An 18,325-nucleotide genomic window follows, 5' to 3' on the forward strand; every position below is an offset into this window, starting at 1 on the left:
AAACTAACAGGACAATTTGACAGTGGATCATTTCCAATATCGCGACGGCCAGTTGATGGCCGAAGACATTCCGGTTGCGACCATCGCCGCCGACGTCGGCACACCCGTTTATCTTTATTCGCGCAGCACGCTGGAACGCCATGCGAAAAGCTTTGCCGAAGGGGTAGCGCAGGCGGGCGATGTCAAATGTTGTTTCGCGGTCAAAGCCAATCCCAACCTTGCAGTTCTGGGCCTGATGGCGCGCATGGGCTATGGCGCGGATGTTGTCTCGGCAGGCGAGCTTGAGCGCGCGATTGCGGCGGGCATGAAGCCGGAGGACATCGTCTTTTCCGGCGTCGGCAAAACCGAAGAGGAAATGCGCGTCGGGCTGGAACGCGGTATCGGCCAATTCAACCTCGAAAGCGAGATTGAAGGCGTCGAATTGGCGGCGGTAGCCGAAAAAACGGGCAAGCGCGCGGTGGCGACCTTGCGCGTCAATCCGGATGTGGACGCTGGCACCCACGCCAAAATTTCGACCGGCAAGGCGGAAAATAAATTCGGCGTGCCTTATGATTTGTCGGCGGATATTTATGGCCGCTTGGCCGCATTGCCGGGCTTGGAAATGCGCGGCATTGCGCTCCATATCGGCAGCCAATTGCTGAGCCTTGACCCGTTGGAGGCGGCGTTTAAGCGCATTGGCGACCTTATCGCCAAGCTTCGCGCGGACGGCCATACAATCAGCCGCGTGGATTTGGGCGGCGGTCTTGGCGTGCGCTACAAGGAAGGCGAAGTGCCGCCGACACCGGAAGAATATGGCGCGATGGTCGCGCGCGTGACCAAGGATTGGGGCGTCACTTTGATGTTCGAACCGGGCCGCGTAATCTGCGCCAATGCAGGCATCATGGCGACGACTGTAATCCGCGTAAAGCCGGGTATCGCGCACCCGTTCGTCATCGTCGATGCGGCGATGAATGATCTGGCGCGGCCTGCGCTCTATGATGCTTGGCATGATTTTGCGGCGGTCACGCCCAATGACAAGCGGATGGTCGCGAACATTGTCGGACCGGTGTGCGAATCGAGCGATACTTTCGCGATGGCACGCGACATTGATGCGGTCGAAGCGGGCGATTTGGCGGTGTTCCGTTCGGCGGGCGCTTATGGCGCGACGATGGCGTCCACGTATAACAGCCGCCCGATGGTGCCCGAAGTCATGGTCGATGGCGACCAATGGGCGATTGTCGCGGACCGCATCCCCGCCGCCACCATTGCTGCGGCCGAGCGCGTCCCTGATTTCCTTGCCCATCCGGCCAAGGGCGGCGCGGACTGATGCATAGCCTGCCGGTCTTTGTCCGCTTGACGGGCGAAACCGTGCTGGTGCTGGGCGAAGGCGATGCCGCGGACGCCAAAAGGCGGCTGGTCGACCGCGCGGGCGGTATCGTCACCGATGACCCTGCCATGCCTGCGCGTTTTGCCTTTATCGCCTTGGAAAATAGCCAAGAAATGGCGGCGACGGCGGCGTTTCTGCGAGGGCGCGGGATGCTCGTCAATGTCGCCGATATGCGCGATCTTTGCGATTTTACCTTGCCCGCCATTGTCGACCGCGATCCGGTGATTATCGCCATCGGCACCGGCGGGGCTTCCGCCGGATTGGCCAAGGCGCTGCGCCAGCGAATCGAGGCACTTTTGCCCGCAAAGCTGGGCGCGCTCGCCGCCGCTTTGTTCACCAACCGTCCACGCATCACCGCGCGCTGGCCCGATGCCGATGCCCGCCGCCGCGCGATTGACGAAGGCCTTGCAGAAGGTGGGAACATCGACCCGCTGCGGCCCGATGCCGCCGACCATATCGACCGCTGGCTCACCGCATCCGGCGCGGAGTATCCGGCGCTCCACCACTTCAAAATCGCCAGCGATGATCCCGACGATCTGACGCTAAAAGCGGCGCGTTTGCTCGGCCAAGCCGATGAAATCTGGCACCAGATGGCGATTGCGCCCGCCATCTTGCATCGCGCGCGCGCCGATGCGAAACGGGTGCCAAGCGAAACGCCGCCGCCCGACAGCGCGGCCACAGGCGGAAGGATCATCATTTGGTTGACAAAGGGCTGAGTGAAACCGTCGAGAGCGACACGACGCGCAAGCTGACCGTGTGGATTGTCGATCAGAACGGCCCGCACAAAGCGCGGCTTGAAGACGCGAACCCGGCCGCCGCCAATGGCGCGGAGCTTGTCTGGATCCATTATGATCTGGAGCGCGGTGCGGCGCTGCATCCGGCGGATTGCCCGATTTCAATGCCCGATATGGCGCGCGATGCGTTGACCGCCTTTGAAACCCGCCCGCGGTCCGAACGGCTGGGCGACGGCGCGATGCTAAACCTGCGCGGGCTTGGCGAGGTCGAGCAATATAATGGCGACCCGCTGGTGTCGCTCCGGATGTGGGCGGAGCGCAATTTCCTTGTCACCGCAAGCTTTCGCGACCTTCTCGCGCTCCATACGGTCCATGCCGCGATGGAGCGGGGCAAATATAGCGATGCGGGCGATGTGATAGCCGCGCTCGCCGATGCGATTACCGAAGAATTGGACCCGAAAGTCGCCGATCTGGGCGACAGGCTCGACGATATTGAATCGGTCCTCGAAACCGCGCAGCGCCCGATGGCTATCCGCCGCCGCGTGTCGCGTGTGCGGCAAACGGCGATCGGTTATCGCCGCTTCATCGCCCCGCAACGCGCGGCCTTGGAGCGGCTCCAGCAAATGAATTTCGACTGGCTCGACGAAAGTGACCAGATCAAAATCCGCGCCGCCGCCGACCGCTGCGCGCGCATGGCCGAAGAATTGGAAGCGGTGCGCGAACGCTCGGCGGTTGCGCATGAAGAACTGACCGATCTGCGCGCGGAAACCATCGATCAGCGTTCGCTTTTCCTGTCGATTGTCGCGATGATTTTCCTGCCCTTGACCTTCATCACCGGCCTTCTCGGCATGAATGTCGCAGGAATCCCTTATGCCCAGCATCCGCACGCTTTCTGGTGGGTGACGGGCGGCTGTTTCCTGCTGTCGGTCGCGATTATCGGCTGGTTTTCGATCCGCAAATGGTATCAGAATTAAGCGCGGACGCTGGTGCTAATCAGCCTTTGAGGAAGTTGCAGCTTGCCGACGCAATCGGGGCATTGGCATCATCCTGCCAGGCATGGGCCTCGACATTGGCGACGCGGCTGCCGACACGGTTCACCACCGCTTTGGCATAGGTCATCATCTCGCGCCCGCCGCGCATATAAGTGATGGTGACATTGATCGGCTTGATGACGGTGTCGGCGGCTTCCGCGCCCAATTCTTCGCGCAATGCCTTGTGCAGCGCCATCTCCAGCAATCCTGCAATCGCGCCGCCATGCAAATAGCCGGGGCGGCCCAATACCGCGGTGCCGAACGGCATGGCAAGCGTGCCATCCGCTTCGACGCTGATGCCCAACAGATGCGCATAAGGGGGAAGGTTTGCGCTCATCTTTTGCCCCAAGGCTCGCCGGTAAACATGAAGGTGCCTGCGACATGGGCGACCGGATCATCGGCATCGCCTTCATGCGCAATGCCGCGTACAAAGGCGATGGATTTGGTGAGCCGGTAGCATTGGCCGCGCCCGATAATCGCATTGCCGACGCCCGCCGCGCGCAGATAATCAACGCGCAGGTCCAGCGTGGCCTGCGGGCGGAAATGGCCTTGCTTTTCCCACGCCGCAAGGCTGGTCGCCATGTCCATCAGCGTGATGATCGGGCCGGTCGCCATAACGCCGCGCGCCGCATCGCCGACCAGCGCATCCTGCCAGGGGAGGCACAGCTCGATCCAGTCCGGCCCGCGCCCGTGCCATTTCATGCCAAGGACGCCGCCATGCCCATGCACCATCGTCGCTTTGGAAAAGCGTTCGCCATCAAATGCGCCGGGCGGCGGATAAGCGGAATCGGAAGGGGCGGAAATATCGGTCATAAGAAGGCAACTCTTTGGAGGCACAGGGCACATGGCGCAAGCCCGAAGTGAGTCGCCCCCTTTACCCTGTGCCTGCCAACCCCTACATCGACGCCATGCCTCGCAAAAAATCCCATCCCATCCTCCCCCTCCCCGATCAGGTGGCGCTGGTGCTTCAAGGCGGCGGCGCGCTCGGCAGCTATCAGGCGGGCGTGTATGAGCAGCTTTACGAACTCGACATCGAACTGGATTGGGTCGCGGGCATTTCGATTGGCGCTGTCAACGCGGCGATTATTGCGGGGAACCGCAAGAGCGATTGTCTGGAAAAACTGAAAACCTTCTGGACGCAAGTGTCCGGCTGGTTTCCCGATATTGTCCCGCTGCCCGGCAATGAAATGCGCGAAATGGCGCATCTTTGGTCGGCGGGTGCGGTGACCGCGATGGGGGTTCCGGGCTTTTTCGCGCCGCACCTCGTCAATCCCTTCTGGGCGCCGGAAGGATCGAATGCGGCGATCAGCTATTATGACACCAGCCCGCTCATTAAGACGCTCGACGAGTTGGTGGATTGGGATCGCGTCAATCATGGACCGATTCGTTTTTCGGTCGGCGCGGTCGATGTCGAAAGCGGCAATTTTGCCTATTTCGACAATCGCGACAGCGCGTGGAGAGGCAAGATTGATGCGCGCCATGTGCTGGCCTCCGGCGCACTCCCGCCGGGCTTTCCGCCGGTTGAAATTGACGGGCGCTTTTATTGGGATGGCGGCCTCGTTTCCAATACGCCGTTGCAGCATATTCTCGACCATCAGGAAGGCGATATGCTGATCTTCCAGGTGGACCTGTTCCCCGCAGAAGGCGCTTTGCCGCGTCTGATGTCGGAAGTGTGGAGCCGCGAAAAAGACATACGCTATTCCAGCCGCACCCGCATGGTCACCGACCAATATTTGCGCGCGCGGCGTGAACATAAGGCGATGTGCGAGCTGCTCGACATTTTGCCCCCCGACCTGCGCGAAACCAAGCAGGCGAAGACGCTGGAAAGCTTTATCGACGACAGCGCGGTCAATATTGTTCACTTGATCTACCGCAACCGCGAATGGGAAACCGGCGCGCGCGATTTCGAATTTTCCAATGCGACGATGAAGGATCATTGGCAGCAAGGGCAAGAAGCCGTGCAGGACGCGCTGCTCGACGGCGATATGCTCGCGCAAAATATTTCGGATGGCAAAACGGCGGCGTTCGACGTCGATCGCAACCACCATCTTTGCAAAAAAGACGCAAAAGGAGTTGAACCATGAGCAAAGAGAAAAAGGCCAAAAAAGCGGACAAGAAACCGGCCAAGGCGATCAAGGCGGCGACAACGCCGGCTGTGAAGGCGACGCCTGCCCCCGCATCCGCACCGGCTATCGGGGCTGCCCCGACGCTTCAGGGCAAAACCGCGCTCGTCACCGGTTCAACCTCCGGCATCGGTCTTGCCATTGCCAAAGCTTATGCAGGCGCGGGTGCGCATGTCATCATCAACGGCTTCGGTGATCAGGCGGCTATCGACAAGGAGCTAGCCGAAATCAGCGCGCTGTCGGGTGCGAAGGCACTTTATTCCCCCGCTGACCTTACCGATGTTGCCGCTATCGAAGCGATGATGGCGATGGCCGAAAAAGAAACCGGCGGCGTCGATATTCTCGTCAATAATGCGGGGATGCAATTTGTCAGCCCGATCGAGGATTTTCCGGTTGAAAAATGGAACCTCATTCTGGCGCTCAACCTGTCCGCGGCCTTCCACACGACGCGGCTTGCACTGCCTCATATGAAGAAGAAGAAATGGGGGCGCATCATCAATACCGCATCCGCCCACTCGCTCGTCGCCTCGCCGTTCAAATCGGCCTATGTCGCGGCAAAGCACGGGATTGCAGGGCTGACCAAGACGGTCGCGCTTGAAGCAGCGACCTTTGGCGTGACCGTCAACTGTATCAGCCCCGGCTATGTGTGGACGCCGTTGGTCGAAAACCAGATTCCCGACACGATGAAGGCGCGCAAAATGACGCGCGATCAGGTGATTAACGATGTGCTGCTCGCCGGCCAGCCGACCAAGCAATTTGTGACGGTCGATCAGGTGGCGAGCCTTGCGCTCTATCTCACCGGGGACGCCGCCGCGTCGATCACCGGCGCGAATATGTCGATGGACGGCGGCTGGACCGCCGGATAAGCATTCTTCCACCCTGATTTCTTCGGGAGATGACTTGTTCCTTGGAATGAAATATACTATATTCGTTCCAAGGAGAAGTTATGGCCAGCATTGCCCCCACCACCGCCCGACCGCCTGACGAAGCGCGCGTCCTCACCGAAGCAACCGCGAGAATTGCTGAGTTTTGGGGGCTGTCCAACGCGCGCCTTGGAGCGATTATCGGCCTCTCCGGTCCCACGGTTTCGCGCCTCCGCGCGGGGCAATATCGTCTGGAACCCGGCAGCAAACCGTTTGAACTGGCGCAGCATTTGCTCCGGCTGTTCCGTTCGCTCGATAGCTGGTTGGGGCAAGATGACATGGCCGCGCGCTCGTGGCTTGCGACGCGCAACCTCGATCTTGAAGCAGCCCCCATCGAACTGATCGCGACCGTAAGGGGCCTTGTGCATATCAATGACTATGTGGACACCCTCCGCGCTCGCGTCTGAGGCGCGAGCCTATAAGGGCCGGATCATCCGGGTTGTGGAGGCACAGCACCGGATTTCGACCAACCGGCTCGCGGATAATGCTGGCGACCAGATACTCCTCGAACGGCTGGCCGATGCGGTGAAGCCGAACCTTCCGCAATCTGCGCACCATCTTCCTTGGCTGCTCGCGTCGCCCTTCCGCTATGGTTTCGGACGACCCTCCCGCTTCCGCGCGGCGCATATGATGCCGGGCATATTTTATGCGTCCGAAAAGGTGGAAACCGCGATCACGGAAGCGGCTTATTGGCGCTTGCTCGGTTTTTCGCGCTCGCCGGGTTTTCAAAAGCCCCGCACACCCACGCCAATGTCCGCCTTTTCGGTGGGTACGGAAAGTTTACGCGCATTGGACCTGACGCAAGGGGCGCTCGCTAAAGATAGCGCGCTCTGGACCCACCCATCCGACTATAGCGCCACCCAGGCCTTGGGGGCGACTGCGCGGGAGGCTGGCATCGAGCTGCTACGCGCACCATCCGCGCGCGCCAAAGATGGTGTGAACGTCGCGATCCTTGATCCCGCCGCTCTACGCCCGCCGCCGCGGCCCCATTCGAGTTGGGCCTTCACGCTCAACGGCGACACCCTTATCGCCACGCAAGAATTGGGCGCACGCGCGATGCGCTTCACCACGGCAGACTTCGGGCTTTAGAAAAGCGACTTGTAAAGGCTGAACAGGCTGGTTGCGATGAGCAGCACGCCGACCAGCGCGAGCAAGCGTTTGGGCGGGATACGCTTGACGAGGACCGCCCCCATCGGTGCTGCCAACAGCCCGCCGATAATCAACCCAACCGCAGCGATGGTGAAGGCGCTAAGGCCGATCTGGCTGATGAAGGTGAGCGATACGGCGGTGGTCAGGAAAAATTCCGCCGTATTGACCGTGCCGATGGTGCGGCGCGGTTCGCTGCCTTGGACGAGGAGGTTCGAGGTCACAACCGGTCCCCAACCGCCGCCGCCCGCCGCATCCAAAAAGCCGCCGACAAGACCGAGCGGGGCGACATAGCGCGGCGTTTTATGGACGACGCCATGCCCCATTTCCCATGCTTTCCACAGCAGATAAAGCCCGATGCCGGTGAGATAGGCCATGACGAACGGCTTGGCCGCATCGGCATGGACATTGGCCAAAATATAGGCCCCGCCAACGCCGCCGATAACGCCGGGTATCACCAGCCTTGAAAATAGCTTCCAATCGACATTGCGATGATAAATGTGGCTGATGCCCGACGCTGCCGTTGTAAAGCTTTCGACCAGATGCACGCTTGCGGACGCGCGGGCAGGGGGGAGACCCAGCACGCTCACCAACAGCGTATTGGTAATAACCCCGAACGCCATGCCGAGCGCGCCATCAATCAACTGGGCGAAAAAACCGACCGCAATGAAGGGCAATATTGTCTGGATATGTTCGGGCGTCAGTTCCGGTAGGACAAACGGAAACATAGGCGGATGCTCTCCTTGGACGGACGCCGCCTGTCGACTCGCGCCCCGATGAAACTTTAACCCTACTAAAATGATTGAATATGATGGTGCGACGAAATTTGCCTTTCGCGCGCCCAAGCGAAATTTGCGCTCCAAATGAAATCACACGCAAAAATGGTTCAGATGGGCAGGAGGATAAGCTAGACTGGGCTTTATGTCCCCCGATCTGGTCCGCAAGATTATCCATATTGATATGGACGCTTTTTTCGCGTCGGTGGAACAGCGCGACAATCCGGAGTTGCGCGGCAAACCGGTCGCAGTCGGCGGGATTACGCGCGGGGTTGTCGCAGCGGCGAGCTATGAGGCGCGTAAATATGGTGTGCGCTCGGCCATGCCCTCGCAAACCGCGCTGCGCCTCTGTCCGGAGTTGCTGTTCGTGAAACCGCGCTTTGCTGCGTATAAGGAAGCATCGGCGCACATCCGGACGATTTTCGCCGATTATACCGATCTTATCGAGCCTTTGTCGCTTGATGAAGCCTATCTTGATGTCACCGCCAATTGGCGCGGCCTGCCAAGTGCGACCGCGACGGCGCAGCAAATCCGCGCGCGGATATTGGAAGAAACCGGCCTCACCGCATCGGCGGGGATCAGCTATAATAAGCTGCTCGCCAAGCTGGGGTCGGACCAGAATAAGCCCAACGGCCAGTGCGTGATCCGCCCCGAACAGGGCGAAGCCTTTGTCGCCGCGCTTGAAGTTGGCCGCTTTCACGGCATCGGCCCGCGCACCGCGGAAAAGCTCAACCGCTATGGTATTTTTACCGGCGCTGACCTTAAACAATATAGCCTTGCCTGGCTGGAGGAGCATTTCGGTAAAGCGGGACGCTGGTATTTCGGCATCGCGCGCGGGATAGATGATCGGCCGGTCAAGCCCGACCGCATCCGCAAATCGTCCGGTTCCGAAACCACCTTCAACCATGACCTGACCGCGCCGGAAGAAATCGAGGCCGGGCTTTTGGGGCAGGCCGATGATGTGTGGGAATGGAGCGCGCGCACGCAAAGCTTTGGCCGCACGGTGACGGTCAAAATCAAATATGCCGACTTCCGCATCGCAACGCGCAGCCGCACATCGGGCGCGCCCGTTACTAGCCGCGCGGCGCTTCACCGGATTGCGCTTGAACTTGTCCGCAGCGTCTATCCGGTGCATCTCGGCATCCGCTTGCTCGGCGTCACTTTGTCCAATTTCGGCGCGCGAGAGGAAAAGGACAGCAGCCCCGTTGCCCCGACCCCGCAACAACTCTCGTTCGAATTATAAGCCGCCCCCGCGCGCAAAAGCCTTGCTATCGGCGGCGCGCAGCATAGACTGGCGGGATAATCAAAAAAACTTAATATAAGAGGGCCGCAGCATCATGATACCAGCCATTACAATGGAGCGCACCGCTTTGGGTGCCATATTGGCGGGCCTGATGATGGGCGGGTGCGCGGCGCAAAATGCGGGTAGCACGCCCGCGCCGAACCCTGCGCCTTCTCCGGCCCCCGCGCCCAACACGGACGCTAGTGCCTCCCAGCCCGACGGCTGGCGGCGGGTCGCGACCGCACAGGATCGCGAGCGGGTGCGCGGCTGGTATCAAGCCTGGCGCGAGGCCCATGCGAGCGTTGCCGCAGGTGGCTACACCCCGCAAGCCTTGAAGGAAGGCGCGTTGCTGCGTGCAGACGCGGCGCTCCCCAATCCGCATTTGCCGCCGGGCGATTATCGTTGCCGCGTGATCAAGCTGGGCAGCAAAAGCAACAGCACATTGACCTATATTTCCTATCCCTTTTTCAAATGCCGCGTGCGGCCTGAAGAGGGGATTTTCAGCTTTGAAAAACTCACCGGATCGCAGCGCCCCGTCGGCCTCATCTTTGACGATAATGACCGGCGCCAGATTTTTCTCGGCACCGAAATATTGGGCGATGAGCGTGGCGCGATGGATTATGGCGTGGACAAAAGCCGCGACCGCGTGGCGCTGGTCGAACGCATAGGGCCGAACCGCTGGCGGCTGGTATTTCCTTATCCGACGTTTGAATCGATTGTCGATGTGATGGAAGTGGTTCCATAAATCAGGCGGAGGGGCGTAAAATGAAACATAACGGAACAGGCGCACTGGCTTTGGCTTTGATGCTGCTGGCCAATCCTCTGGCTACTCCAGTGGCGGCGCAAGTCGGCGGCACGAATAACAGCGGCGCGACCGGCGGTGGCGCGACCAGCAGCGGCACGGGGCCGGAAGTCGCCAAGCAAATGCCTTCGCTCATGGCGATTTACCGCGACCTCCACGCCAATCCCGAACTCTCCTTCATGGAAGTCAAAACCGCCGCGAAACTCGCCGCCGAAGTCCGGAAACTCGGCTTCACCGTCACCGAAAAGGTTGGCGGCACCGGCGTGGTTGCGGTGATGAAAAATGGCCCGGGGCCGGTCGTCATGATCCGCACCGACATGGATGCGCTCCCCGTGGTCGAACAGACCGGCCTGCCGTTCGCCTCGAAGGTCAAGGCGACCCCGGCGTCGGGCGTCGAAACCGGCGTGATGCACGCGTGCGGCCATGACACCCATATGGCCAGCTGGATCGGCACCGCGCGGATTATGGCGGCGAACAAGGATAAATGGTCGGGCACGCTTATCATGCTGGGGCAACCCGCCGAGGAAGTGGGCGGGGCAAAACCGATGATTGACGACGGGCTTTATACCCGTTTCCCGAAGCCCCAATATGCGCTGGCTTTCCATGATGCCGCGGCGTTGGAAGCGGGCAAGATCGGCATTTCGCCGGGCTATGCGCTCGCCAGTGTCGATAGCGTCGATATCACCGTCAAAGGCGTTGGCGGGCATGGCGCTTACCCGCACACGACCAAGGATCCGGTGGTGCTGGCGAGCCGTATCGTGACCAGCCTCCAGACTTTGGTGTCGCGCGAGATTAACCCGCTCGACAATGCGGTGGTGACGGTGGGGAGCTTCCACGCGGGCTCCAAACATAATATCATTTCGGACGAAGCGAAATTGCAACTGACCGTGCGCAGCTATCGCCCCGAAGTGCGCAAAGCCTTGCTCGACGGCATCGCCCGCATCGCGCGCGGTGAAGCGATTGCGGCGGGGATGCCGGACGATAAAATGCCGGTGGTCACGGTCGATCCGCGCCCATACCCCGCCACCTATAACGACCCCGATTTCGCCACAGAAATGGGCGCACTCCTAACCGAACGCTTCGGCGAGCAACGCGTCAACGCCAAAATGCCTCCGGTCATGGGCGGCGAAGATTTCAGCGAATTTTACCTGGCGGACAAGACTATCAAGTCGCTCATCTTCTGGGTAGGCGGCGAAAATGCCGAGAAGATCAAAGCGGCGGGGGGTGATCCGGCGAAATTGCCGTCCTTGCACTCGCCTTTCTGGGCACCGGAAGCGGATAAGGTGATTGCCACGGCGACCGAAGCAATGACGACGATGGCCATGCGAATTATGAGGAAAAGCAAATAGAGGTCATTACTCTCTGATAGACAGGAATCGGTTCTGAGTGCATTAATCTATCGATCGTAAAATTGCTTTGGCGACAGACGCAGCAAGTAGAGGAGGAACCGCGTTGCCTACTTGTGAATATCGTGCGCTTTGCCTTCCTAAAAACTCAAAATTATCAGGGAATGATTGTAACCTCGCAGATTCTCTGACCGTTAATCGACGTACTTCTGTCAATTCACCTGATCTCGGCTGTTTTCCAGCCATCAAACCAGCATGGTATTTTTCAATTATCCTTAAAGGATCCAAAATATGAGTTCTATTTCCTCCGGCACTCGCCGGTATTGTATGACCTAAACCATTGTGATCGAGAGGCCGCCCTTTTCCGTTGAACATCATCCCTGCAAATGGCGATTTCCGTAAAACGGGATTCTTGCAAAAAACAACCTTTGCACGATTCGGTACGTCCTCTGGAACATTCGCAAGAGCATCTCCGACGGAAATAAGTTTCTTTTTCTTGCCAACTCCATGCGTTGGTTCAGGGAATTCGAAGGGGCGTTTGTTTTGATCTGCGCGGATGCCGACCAAAAACAATCTATTCCGCTTTTGCGCGACTCCGAAATCAGCGGCGCAGAGCACCTTCGAAAAAACGGTGTAGCCGAGTGAATGTAAAGCAAATACCTGTTCAGAAAGATAATCACTAAACCGCGCGCCTGCTAGACCGGCAACATTTTCCATCAGGAATGCTTTAGGGCGCGCCTCATTGATAGCTCGAACAAATTCAGGTACCATGTCCCTAACATCGAATGCGCCGAGACGCTTTCCACTTACAGAGAAAGGTTGGCAAGGAGGACCTCCTGCCACGAGATCAATTCCATTATATTTCGCAAAATTGACTTGTCTAACATCAGAGGTCACGTGCTCGACGTCTGGAAAATTCAATGCATGAGTGGCGGCAGCGATTTCGTCAAACTCTATGGCGGCCTTTACCGACCAGCGTGAATTTTTTAGACCTAACGAAAGGCCTCCCGCACCAGAAAATAGATCAATGGCTGACCGCATACGATAAATCTCCGTTTGGGAACATAGCATGAATCTATAGTGCTTTTACGATTTTAGACCAAGCCCATTTGTGAGAAATATCTGCTTTTTGACTTGATAGGCTATTTCCGACTTCTTCGAGAAAGGTGCGGCGTCCGTCTTCTCCCACGAGGGACAAACATACTCGGGAAAAATCTTCGAATTTTTCGAGGTAAATGTTTAGCCCTGACGAAAATTGTGTTGTGCAGATATCCTCAAACATGGCTAATTCAGATTCCTTTTCGAATGGACGGCGTGCTCTGACAATAAACATCAAATCAGATATATTCGCGATCCTAGCTTTGTTAATCGAAGCTATCACTTCTGCCTCATTGAGAGGTCTGTCTTTTACTTCTGCAGCAAAATTTGCTGCTGCAGATTGGAAGGATACGTCGCCCGCTTTTTTCGCTGATGAGTCCGCAGAATTGACGTGTGCCGAGGCGATATCTACTATCTGGAATCCTGCATTCGCCAAGGTTTGAAAAAGCGCAGCAACAACTGCTTGAAGGCGTGTGCCTCCAGACTTCACATTCAAAAATTCGGCAGTTGCTTCCGTTATTTTGGATAGGCTTGCGCGATTTGGAAGAGGGTAGTTTACATCTTTGTCTGCAATCCAGCGCTTTAATCCGAGTAAAATTTGGACTAAATTTGTATATGCTTTATCATCACTATCAGTCGTATTTAGATGCTCCAATACCGAAAGCGCAAAATCAAATTCACCTTTCTTTTGACGCTGAGATCGTTGGCTTACGTCGAAACGTGGAACTCTATACGGATTGCTAACATACGGATCTGCTGAATGTGTAAAAGGCTCATTAACGCTCTGATTCCATGGTACAAAGGTCTGTTTCGCAAATTCTCGCGCATCCCAGGAGTTTTCAGTGCCATCGCCCTTTTGCATGGACTGTGCATCAAGGGAAGGATCAGCAGCTTTACCTGCAGCTTGGATGATTATCGCTTTTTTATAGCCAGTTTCGGTTCCGCTAAAGACGTTATCAACGAGTTCAGCAAAAGACGGGTCTACTTCTACAATATCGTCACCACTTATCTCGCTCCACGCTTTATGGAGAAGCTCTAGGCCTTTTTGTATATGCGAAGTCATCTATTCCCCTCCTCCCACAGGCAAGGCTTGGGAGCAATAATGCGTGTGATCTGATTGTAAATAGATTCACCCCAACATCCCCTTCAAATAGCCACCCGTAAAGCTCGCATCATTCTTCGCGACCTCTTCCGGCGTGCCTTGCGCGACCACTTCACCGCCATTGACGCCGCCTAGTGGCCCCATGTCGATGATGTAGTCCGCTGTTTTGATCACATCGAGATTATGTTCGATGACGACGACGCTATTGCCTTGTTCGACCAGCGCGTGGAGGACTTCCAATAGTTTGCGGACGTCTTCGAAGTGAAGGCCGGTGGTGGGTTCGTCCAATATATAGAGCGTGTTGCCGGTTGCGCGGCGGCTTAGTTCCTTGGCGAGTTTGACGCGCTGGGCTTCGCCGCCGGATAGCGTGGTCGCTTGTTGGCCGACCTTGATATAGCCTAGGCCCACCTCGGCCAGCATCGCCATTTTGTCGCGGATCGGCGGCACGGCTTTGAAAAACTCGACCGCATCTTCGACCGTCATGTCGAGCACGTCGGCGATGCTTTTGCCCTTGAATTTCACCTCCAGCGTTTCGCGATTATAGCGTTTGCCGTGACATTCCTCGCACGTCACATAAACGTCGGGGAGGAAGTGCATTTCGATTTTGATAAGCCCGTCGCCGCTGCACATTTCACAGCGTCCGCCCTTCACATTGAACGAAAAACGCCCCGGCTTATAGCCGCGCGCCTGTGCTTCGGGGAGCCCGGCAAACCAGTCACGGATATTGGTGAACGCGCCGGTATAGGTCGCCGGATTACTGCGCGGGGTGCGGCCGATGGGCGATTGGTCAATGTCGATGACCTTGTCGAGATATTCGAGTCCCGTCACCTTGTCATGCCGCCCCGCAATGATGCGCGCGCCGTTCAACGTGCGCGCGGCGGCCGCATAGAGAGTGTCGATGGTAAAGCTCGACTTGCCCGACCCCGACACACCGGTGATGCAAGTGAAGGTGCCGAGCGGGATGCTCGCGGTGACATGTTTGAGATTATTGGCGGTGGCATTATGGACGGTGAGCTTTTTGCCCGTGCCCTTGCGGCGTTTTTTCGGAACCTCGATCTTGCGCGTGCCATTCAAATAATCGGCGGTCAGGCTGTTCTTGGCCTTCAGCACCTGTTTGAGCGTGCCTTGCGCGACAATCTCGCCGCCATGCACGCCCGCGCCCGGCCCCATATCGACAATATAATCGGCGCTGCGGATCGCATCCTCGTCATGCTCGACCACGATCACCGTATTGCCAAGGTCGCGCAGGCGTTTGAGCGTCACCAGCAAGCGGTCATTGTCGCGCTGGTGGAGGCCGATGCTGGGCTCATCGAGAACGTAGAGAACACCCGACAGGCCGGAGCCGATCTGGCTGGCAAGGCGGATGCGCTGGCTTTCTCCGCCCGACAAGGTGCCGGAAGTGCGGTCGAGATTGAGATAATCGAGGCCGACATTGTTGAGGAAGCCCAGCCGCTCGATGATTTCCTTAAGGATCGGCGTTGCGATCTGGCGCTGCTGGTCGGTGAGCGGGGAGGTGTCCGATTGGAGCGCGGTGAACCAGCCGAGCGCGTCCACCACGCTGCGCCGCGTCGGGATCGAGATATTCTCGCCCGCAATTTTGACCGACAGGGCTTCGGGTTTCAATCGTGCGCCGTGGCAGGTTTCGCACGGTTGCGCGGTCTGGAATTTGCTCAATTCCTCGCGCATCCATGCGCTGTCGGTTTGCAGCATCCGGCGGTTCAAATTGCCGATGACGCCCTCGAACGGCTTTTGCACTTCATAGCTTTTGCGGCCATCGACAAAGCGTAAAGTCACGGGCTTGCCCGCCGTACCGTGGAGGATGATGAGCCGTTGTTCGGGCAGCAGTTCATTCCACGGGGTTTCAAGGCTGAACCCGAATTCGCGAGCGAGGCTCCCCAGCACCTGCATATAATAAGGGCTGGGCGGGTTGGATTTGGCCCAAGGCACGACCGCGCCTTTTTTCAAGGACAGGCTTTCATTGGGAACAATGAGTTCGGGGTCGAACTCCAATCGCTCGCCAAGGCCATCGCACGCCGGACACGCGCCTTGCGGAGCGTTGAAGGAGAAGAGGCGCGGCTCAATTTCAGCGATGGTGAAGCCGGAGACCGGACAGGCGAATTTTTCGCTGAAGATGATACGGTTGGCGGGGAGGGTGGCATTTTTCATCCCGCCCGTGAGGTTGGAGCCTTTTAGCCCCTCCCCTTCAGGGGAGGGGTTGGGGTGGGGTCGTGAGGTTTGCTCTGTGTTGACAGACCCCACCCCCGGCCCCTCCCCTGAAGGGGAGGGGAGGTTTTCTGACGTATTTTTCTCGACAGACCCACCCCCGGCCCCTCCCGCAAGCGGGAGGGGAGAATGACCTGCCGCCTTCATTGCCTCCGCTACCGTCCCGTCGGCCAAATCAATATAAGCCAACCCCTCGGCCAGTTTCAGGGCGGTTTCGAAGCTGTCGGCCAGCCTTGTTTCGCTGCCTTCGCGCACGACCACGCGGTCGACCACAACTTCAATGTCATGCTTATATTTTTTATCGAGCGCGGGGGCTTCGTCGATGTCGTAAAATTCGCCGTCGATGCGCACGCGGGTGAAGCCCGCTTTCTGCCATTCGGCGAGTTCCTTTTTATATTCGCCCTTGCGCCCGCGCACGACCGGCGCGAGCAGATAGGCGCGCGTGCCTTCGGGGAGCGCCATCACGCGGTCGACCATCATGCTCACCGTTTGCGCGGAAATCGGTTCACCGGTCGCGGGCGAATAAGGGATACCCACACGCGCCCACAGGAGCCGCATATAGTCATAAATTTCGGTGACCGTCGCGACCGTCGAGCGCGGGTTGCGGCTGGTGGTTTTCTGCTCGATGCTGATCGCGGGGGATAGGCCGTCAATATGTTCGACATCGGGCTTTTGCATCATCTCCAAAAACTGGCGCGCATAAGCCGACAGCGATTCGACATAGCGGCGCTGTCCTTCGGCATAGATGGTGTCAAACGCGAGGGACGATTTGCCCGATCCCGAAAGCCCCGTAATCACGACCAGACTGTCGCGCGGCAATTCGACATCGACGCCCTTGAGATTATGCTCGCGCGCGCCCTTAACTTTAATGTGAGTCAGCATAGGGGGAGATATGTTCCATATATGTTCTGATGCTGCAAGCCTCAATTCCTCTATCCTGTCACAGAAGCGGCCGACAACATGGTGCAAATGGGAATGAGTCTTCTCGGAAACAAGGGCCGGTGATATGCGTTACAACTGCATCACTGATGGAGAGAAGTGAATGACAAAATTCGGGATTATCACAGGAATTGCGGCGTTGGCGCTGCTTGGCGGGTGCGGCGGCGACGAGCCGGGCGATATGGTGGACGAGGGCAAGGGCCAACCCCGGTCGGGGCAGGAAATTGTCGTTGAAAACGGCCTCAAAACGGTTCCCAATGTGGTGATTGACGATAAGGGCAATCCGGTCCTCAACAATGACGGCACCCCCAAGATGGACGGGCAAAAGCCGGGGCCGGTCTATAATGGCGATCTTCCCAAGGCGCTGGAAGGCGCATGGGCGATCAATGCGGCGGATTGCGCGCGCGGATCGGGCGAAACGCGCATCCGTGTCGGCGCGCGTCAGGTGATCTTCTATGAAGCCCAGGCCAAGGTCAAAAAGGTCGAGCAAGCGGGCGATGTGACGATTGCCGATATGGACATCAGCGCCGAAGGGCAGGCATCGGTTGCCGAACATAAGTTCAGCCTTGCCGATGGCGGCAAGACATTGGTCTATGAACGCGGCGGCGAAGTGTATCGCTATCATAAATGCGCAGTGTGAGCGGGCCGTTTATTTCCCGTTCAGGGGCGAAAATATAGCCTGCGAACATGGCCTATAAACACGCTTATAGTATCGCTGGCATCGCCGCACTGATGGCGCTTCCCTTGGCCGCAATTCCGGTCCAGCTTTCCGCTGCCCCGGCCAAAGCCAAGGTGCGCGCCGCGCCGACTTTCAACTGTTCCCGCGCGGCGAACCAGTCGGAAAAGCTTATCTGCCAATATGCCGATCTTGCGGCGCTCGACCGTGCGGTTGGCGCGGCATACCAAACCGCGCTGGCCAAGCTTGATGCACGCGCGCGTAAGGCGCTGCAAGAAGACCAGCAGGCCTTTTTGCGCCTGCGCGAAGGTGTTGCCAATCCGGATTTCACACATTTCGATCCGCGCCCCGCCCGTCAGCGCATGGCAACAGTGCTGACAGAGCGCCGCAACTTCCTCCGGTCTATCCGCAAGCCCGACAGCCGCGCGATTGTGACGGGAGAGTGGCGTAATCTTTTCGGCGGTCCGGTCATCAAAGCCTGGCCGCCGCGCGCGTTCGAGGTGGATGTTGCGACCGCCGACCCTTTATCGGTCCGCTGGGTGTGCGAAGCAAAAGGCATTGCCGCAAATCGCGGCGGCGCTCTGGTTTTGGATGCGACTCCAGATAACACAACCGAACTGCGCTTCGTGCGCGAAGGGGATATGCTGACCATCTCGCAACATTATCCGCCGGATACATATAGCAACGAGAATTGCGGCCTGAACGGCACCATGAATGGCCATTATTTCTATGTGGCCCGTAAAGGTTCTAAGTCCTAA

The 18,325-nt window shown here is 58.2% G+C and carries 18 protein-coding genes; 12 read left to right on the forward strand and 6 right to left on the reverse strand.

The genetic code is table 11. The annotated features are described in order from the left end of the window. Positions 1–22: 22 nt before the first annotated feature. From lysA to DMP17_RS01635, 3 genes are read left to right on the forward strand one after another with little or no spacing between them, the layout of a single operon-like run. Positions 23–1,306, forward strand: a complete 1,284-nt coding sequence (gene lysA, locus DMP17_RS01625; RefSeq protein ID WP_337827338.1) for a diaminopimelate decarboxylase — start codon at positions 23–25, stop codon at positions 1,304–1,306. Continuing rightward, positions 1,306–2,082, forward strand: a complete 777-nt coding sequence (locus DMP17_RS01630; RefSeq protein WP_337827339.1) for a precorrin-2 dehydrogenase/sirohydrochlorin ferrochelatase family protein — start codon at positions 1,306–1,308, stop codon at positions 2,080–2,082. Before lysA ends, DMP17_RS01630 begins: the two co-directional genes overlap by 1 nt. Further along, complete coding sequence (locus tag DMP17_RS01635) at positions 2,064–3,074, forward strand: zinc transporter ZntB (protein ID WP_337827340.1); 1,011 nt, start codon at positions 2,064–2,066, stop codon at positions 3,072–3,074. The genes DMP17_RS01630 and DMP17_RS01635 overlap by 19 nt, the downstream gene beginning before the upstream one ends. Positions 3,075–3,093: 19 nt before the next feature. Here the strand turns inward: DMP17_RS01635 and DMP17_RS01640 are convergent, their stop codons facing one another. Both DMP17_RS01640 and DMP17_RS01645 read right to left on the reverse strand, forming a co-directional pair. Beyond that, on the reverse strand, positions 3,094–3,468 hold the full coding sequence (locus tag DMP17_RS01640) for a PaaI family thioesterase (protein WP_337827341.1): 375 nt from the start codon (positions 3,466–3,468) through the stop codon (positions 3,094–3,096). Beyond that, positions 3,465–3,944, reverse strand: coding sequence for a PaaI family thioesterase (locus DMP17_RS01645; protein ID WP_337827342.1), 480 nt, complete (start codon positions 3,942–3,944; stop codon positions 3,465–3,467). Before DMP17_RS01645 ends, DMP17_RS01640 begins: the two co-directional genes overlap by 4 nt. A gap of 68 nt (positions 3,945–4,012) precedes the next feature. On the opposite strand from DMP17_RS01645, the gene DMP17_RS01650 reads away from it, so the two are divergent. From DMP17_RS01650 to DMP17_RS01665, 4 genes are all read left to right on the forward strand, one after another. After that, the gene (locus tag DMP17_RS01650) at positions 4,013–5,215 is read left to right on the forward strand and encodes a patatin-like phospholipase family protein (RefSeq protein WP_337827343.1); all 1,203 of its coding nucleotides are present in this window, start codon (positions 4,013–4,015) and stop codon (positions 5,213–5,215) included. Further along, complete coding sequence (locus tag DMP17_RS01655) at positions 5,212–6,120, forward strand: 3-hydroxybutyrate dehydrogenase (protein WP_337827344.1); 909 nt, start codon at positions 5,212–5,214, stop codon at positions 6,118–6,120. Before DMP17_RS01650 ends, DMP17_RS01655 begins: the two co-directional genes overlap by 4 nt. 80 nt (positions 6,121–6,200) lie before the next feature. After that, a complete protein-coding gene (locus tag DMP17_RS01660) occupies positions 6,201–6,584 on the forward strand; it encodes an antitoxin Xre-like helix-turn-helix domain-containing protein (RefSeq protein ID WP_337827345.1) in 384 nt (127 codons plus the stop codon). A 34-nt stretch (positions 6,585–6,618) separates the two neighbouring features. Next, the gene (locus tag DMP17_RS01665; RefSeq protein WP_337827346.1) at positions 6,619–7,266 is read left to right on the forward strand and encodes an RES family NAD+ phosphorylase; all 648 of its coding nucleotides are present in this window, start codon (positions 6,619–6,621) and stop codon (positions 7,264–7,266) included. On the opposite strand, the gene DMP17_RS01670 is transcribed toward DMP17_RS01665, so the two are convergent. Beyond that, positions 7,263–8,051, reverse strand: a complete 789-nt coding sequence (locus tag DMP17_RS01670) for a sulfite exporter TauE/SafE family protein (protein ID WP_337827347.1) — start codon at positions 8,049–8,051, stop codon at positions 7,263–7,265. The two genes, DMP17_RS01665 and DMP17_RS01670, sit on opposite strands and share 4 nt — an antisense overlap. Positions 8,052–8,244: 193 nt before the next feature. On the opposite strand from DMP17_RS01670, the gene dinB reads away from it, so the two are divergent. From dinB to DMP17_RS01685, 3 genes are all read left to right on the forward strand, one after another. Next, positions 8,245–9,342, forward strand: a complete 1,098-nt coding sequence (dinB, locus tag DMP17_RS01675) for a DNA polymerase IV (protein ID WP_337827348.1) — start codon at positions 8,245–8,247, stop codon at positions 9,340–9,342. Positions 9,343–9,454: 112 nt separating this feature from the next. After that, positions 9,455–10,126, forward strand: coding sequence for a DUF4893 domain-containing protein (locus DMP17_RS01680; protein WP_337827349.1), 672 nt, complete (start codon positions 9,455–9,457; stop codon positions 10,124–10,126). Positions 10,127–10,146: 20 nt separating this feature from the next. Further along, positions 10,147–11,532, forward strand: a complete 1,386-nt coding sequence (locus tag DMP17_RS01685; protein ID WP_337827350.1) for an amidohydrolase — start codon at positions 10,147–10,149, stop codon at positions 11,530–11,532. Positions 11,533–11,574: 42 nt separating this feature from the next. Here DMP17_RS01685 and DMP17_RS01690 read toward each other — a convergent pair whose 3' ends face one another. The 3 genes from DMP17_RS01690 to uvrA all read right to left on the reverse strand — a co-directional run bounded on the left by DMP17_RS01690 (position 11,575) and on the right by uvrA (position 16,834). After that, positions 11,575–12,570: a DNA cytosine methyltransferase gene (locus DMP17_RS01690; protein ID WP_337827351.1), complete on the reverse strand. Its 996-nt coding sequence runs from the start codon at positions 12,568–12,570 to the stop codon at positions 11,575–11,577. A gap of 34 nt (positions 12,571–12,604) precedes the next feature. Further along, positions 12,605–13,690, reverse strand: a complete 1,086-nt coding sequence (locus DMP17_RS01695; protein WP_337827352.1) for a restriction endonuclease, SacI family — start codon at positions 13,688–13,690, stop codon at positions 12,605–12,607. A 66-nt stretch (positions 13,691–13,756) separates the two neighbouring features. Further along, positions 13,757–16,834 (reverse strand): excinuclease ABC subunit UvrA, encoded by a 3,078-nt coding sequence (gene uvrA / locus DMP17_RS01700; RefSeq protein ID WP_337827353.1) that lies wholly within the window; start codon positions 16,832–16,834, stop codon positions 13,757–13,759. A gap of 160 nt (positions 16,835–16,994) precedes the next feature. Here uvrA and DMP17_RS01705 point away from each other — a divergent pair, with 160 nt between their 5' ends. Then, positions 16,995–17,531, forward strand: coding sequence for a hypothetical protein (locus DMP17_RS01705; RefSeq protein ID WP_337827354.1), 537 nt, complete (start codon positions 16,995–16,997; stop codon positions 17,529–17,531). Between the two features lie 47 nt (positions 17,532–17,578). Beyond that, a complete protein-coding gene (locus DMP17_RS01710) occupies positions 17,579–18,325 on the forward strand; it encodes a lysozyme inhibitor LprI family protein (RefSeq protein WP_337827355.1) in 747 nt (248 codons plus the stop codon).

The sequence above is a fragment of the Pseudonocardia sp. TMWB2A genome, assembly GCF_017312135.1.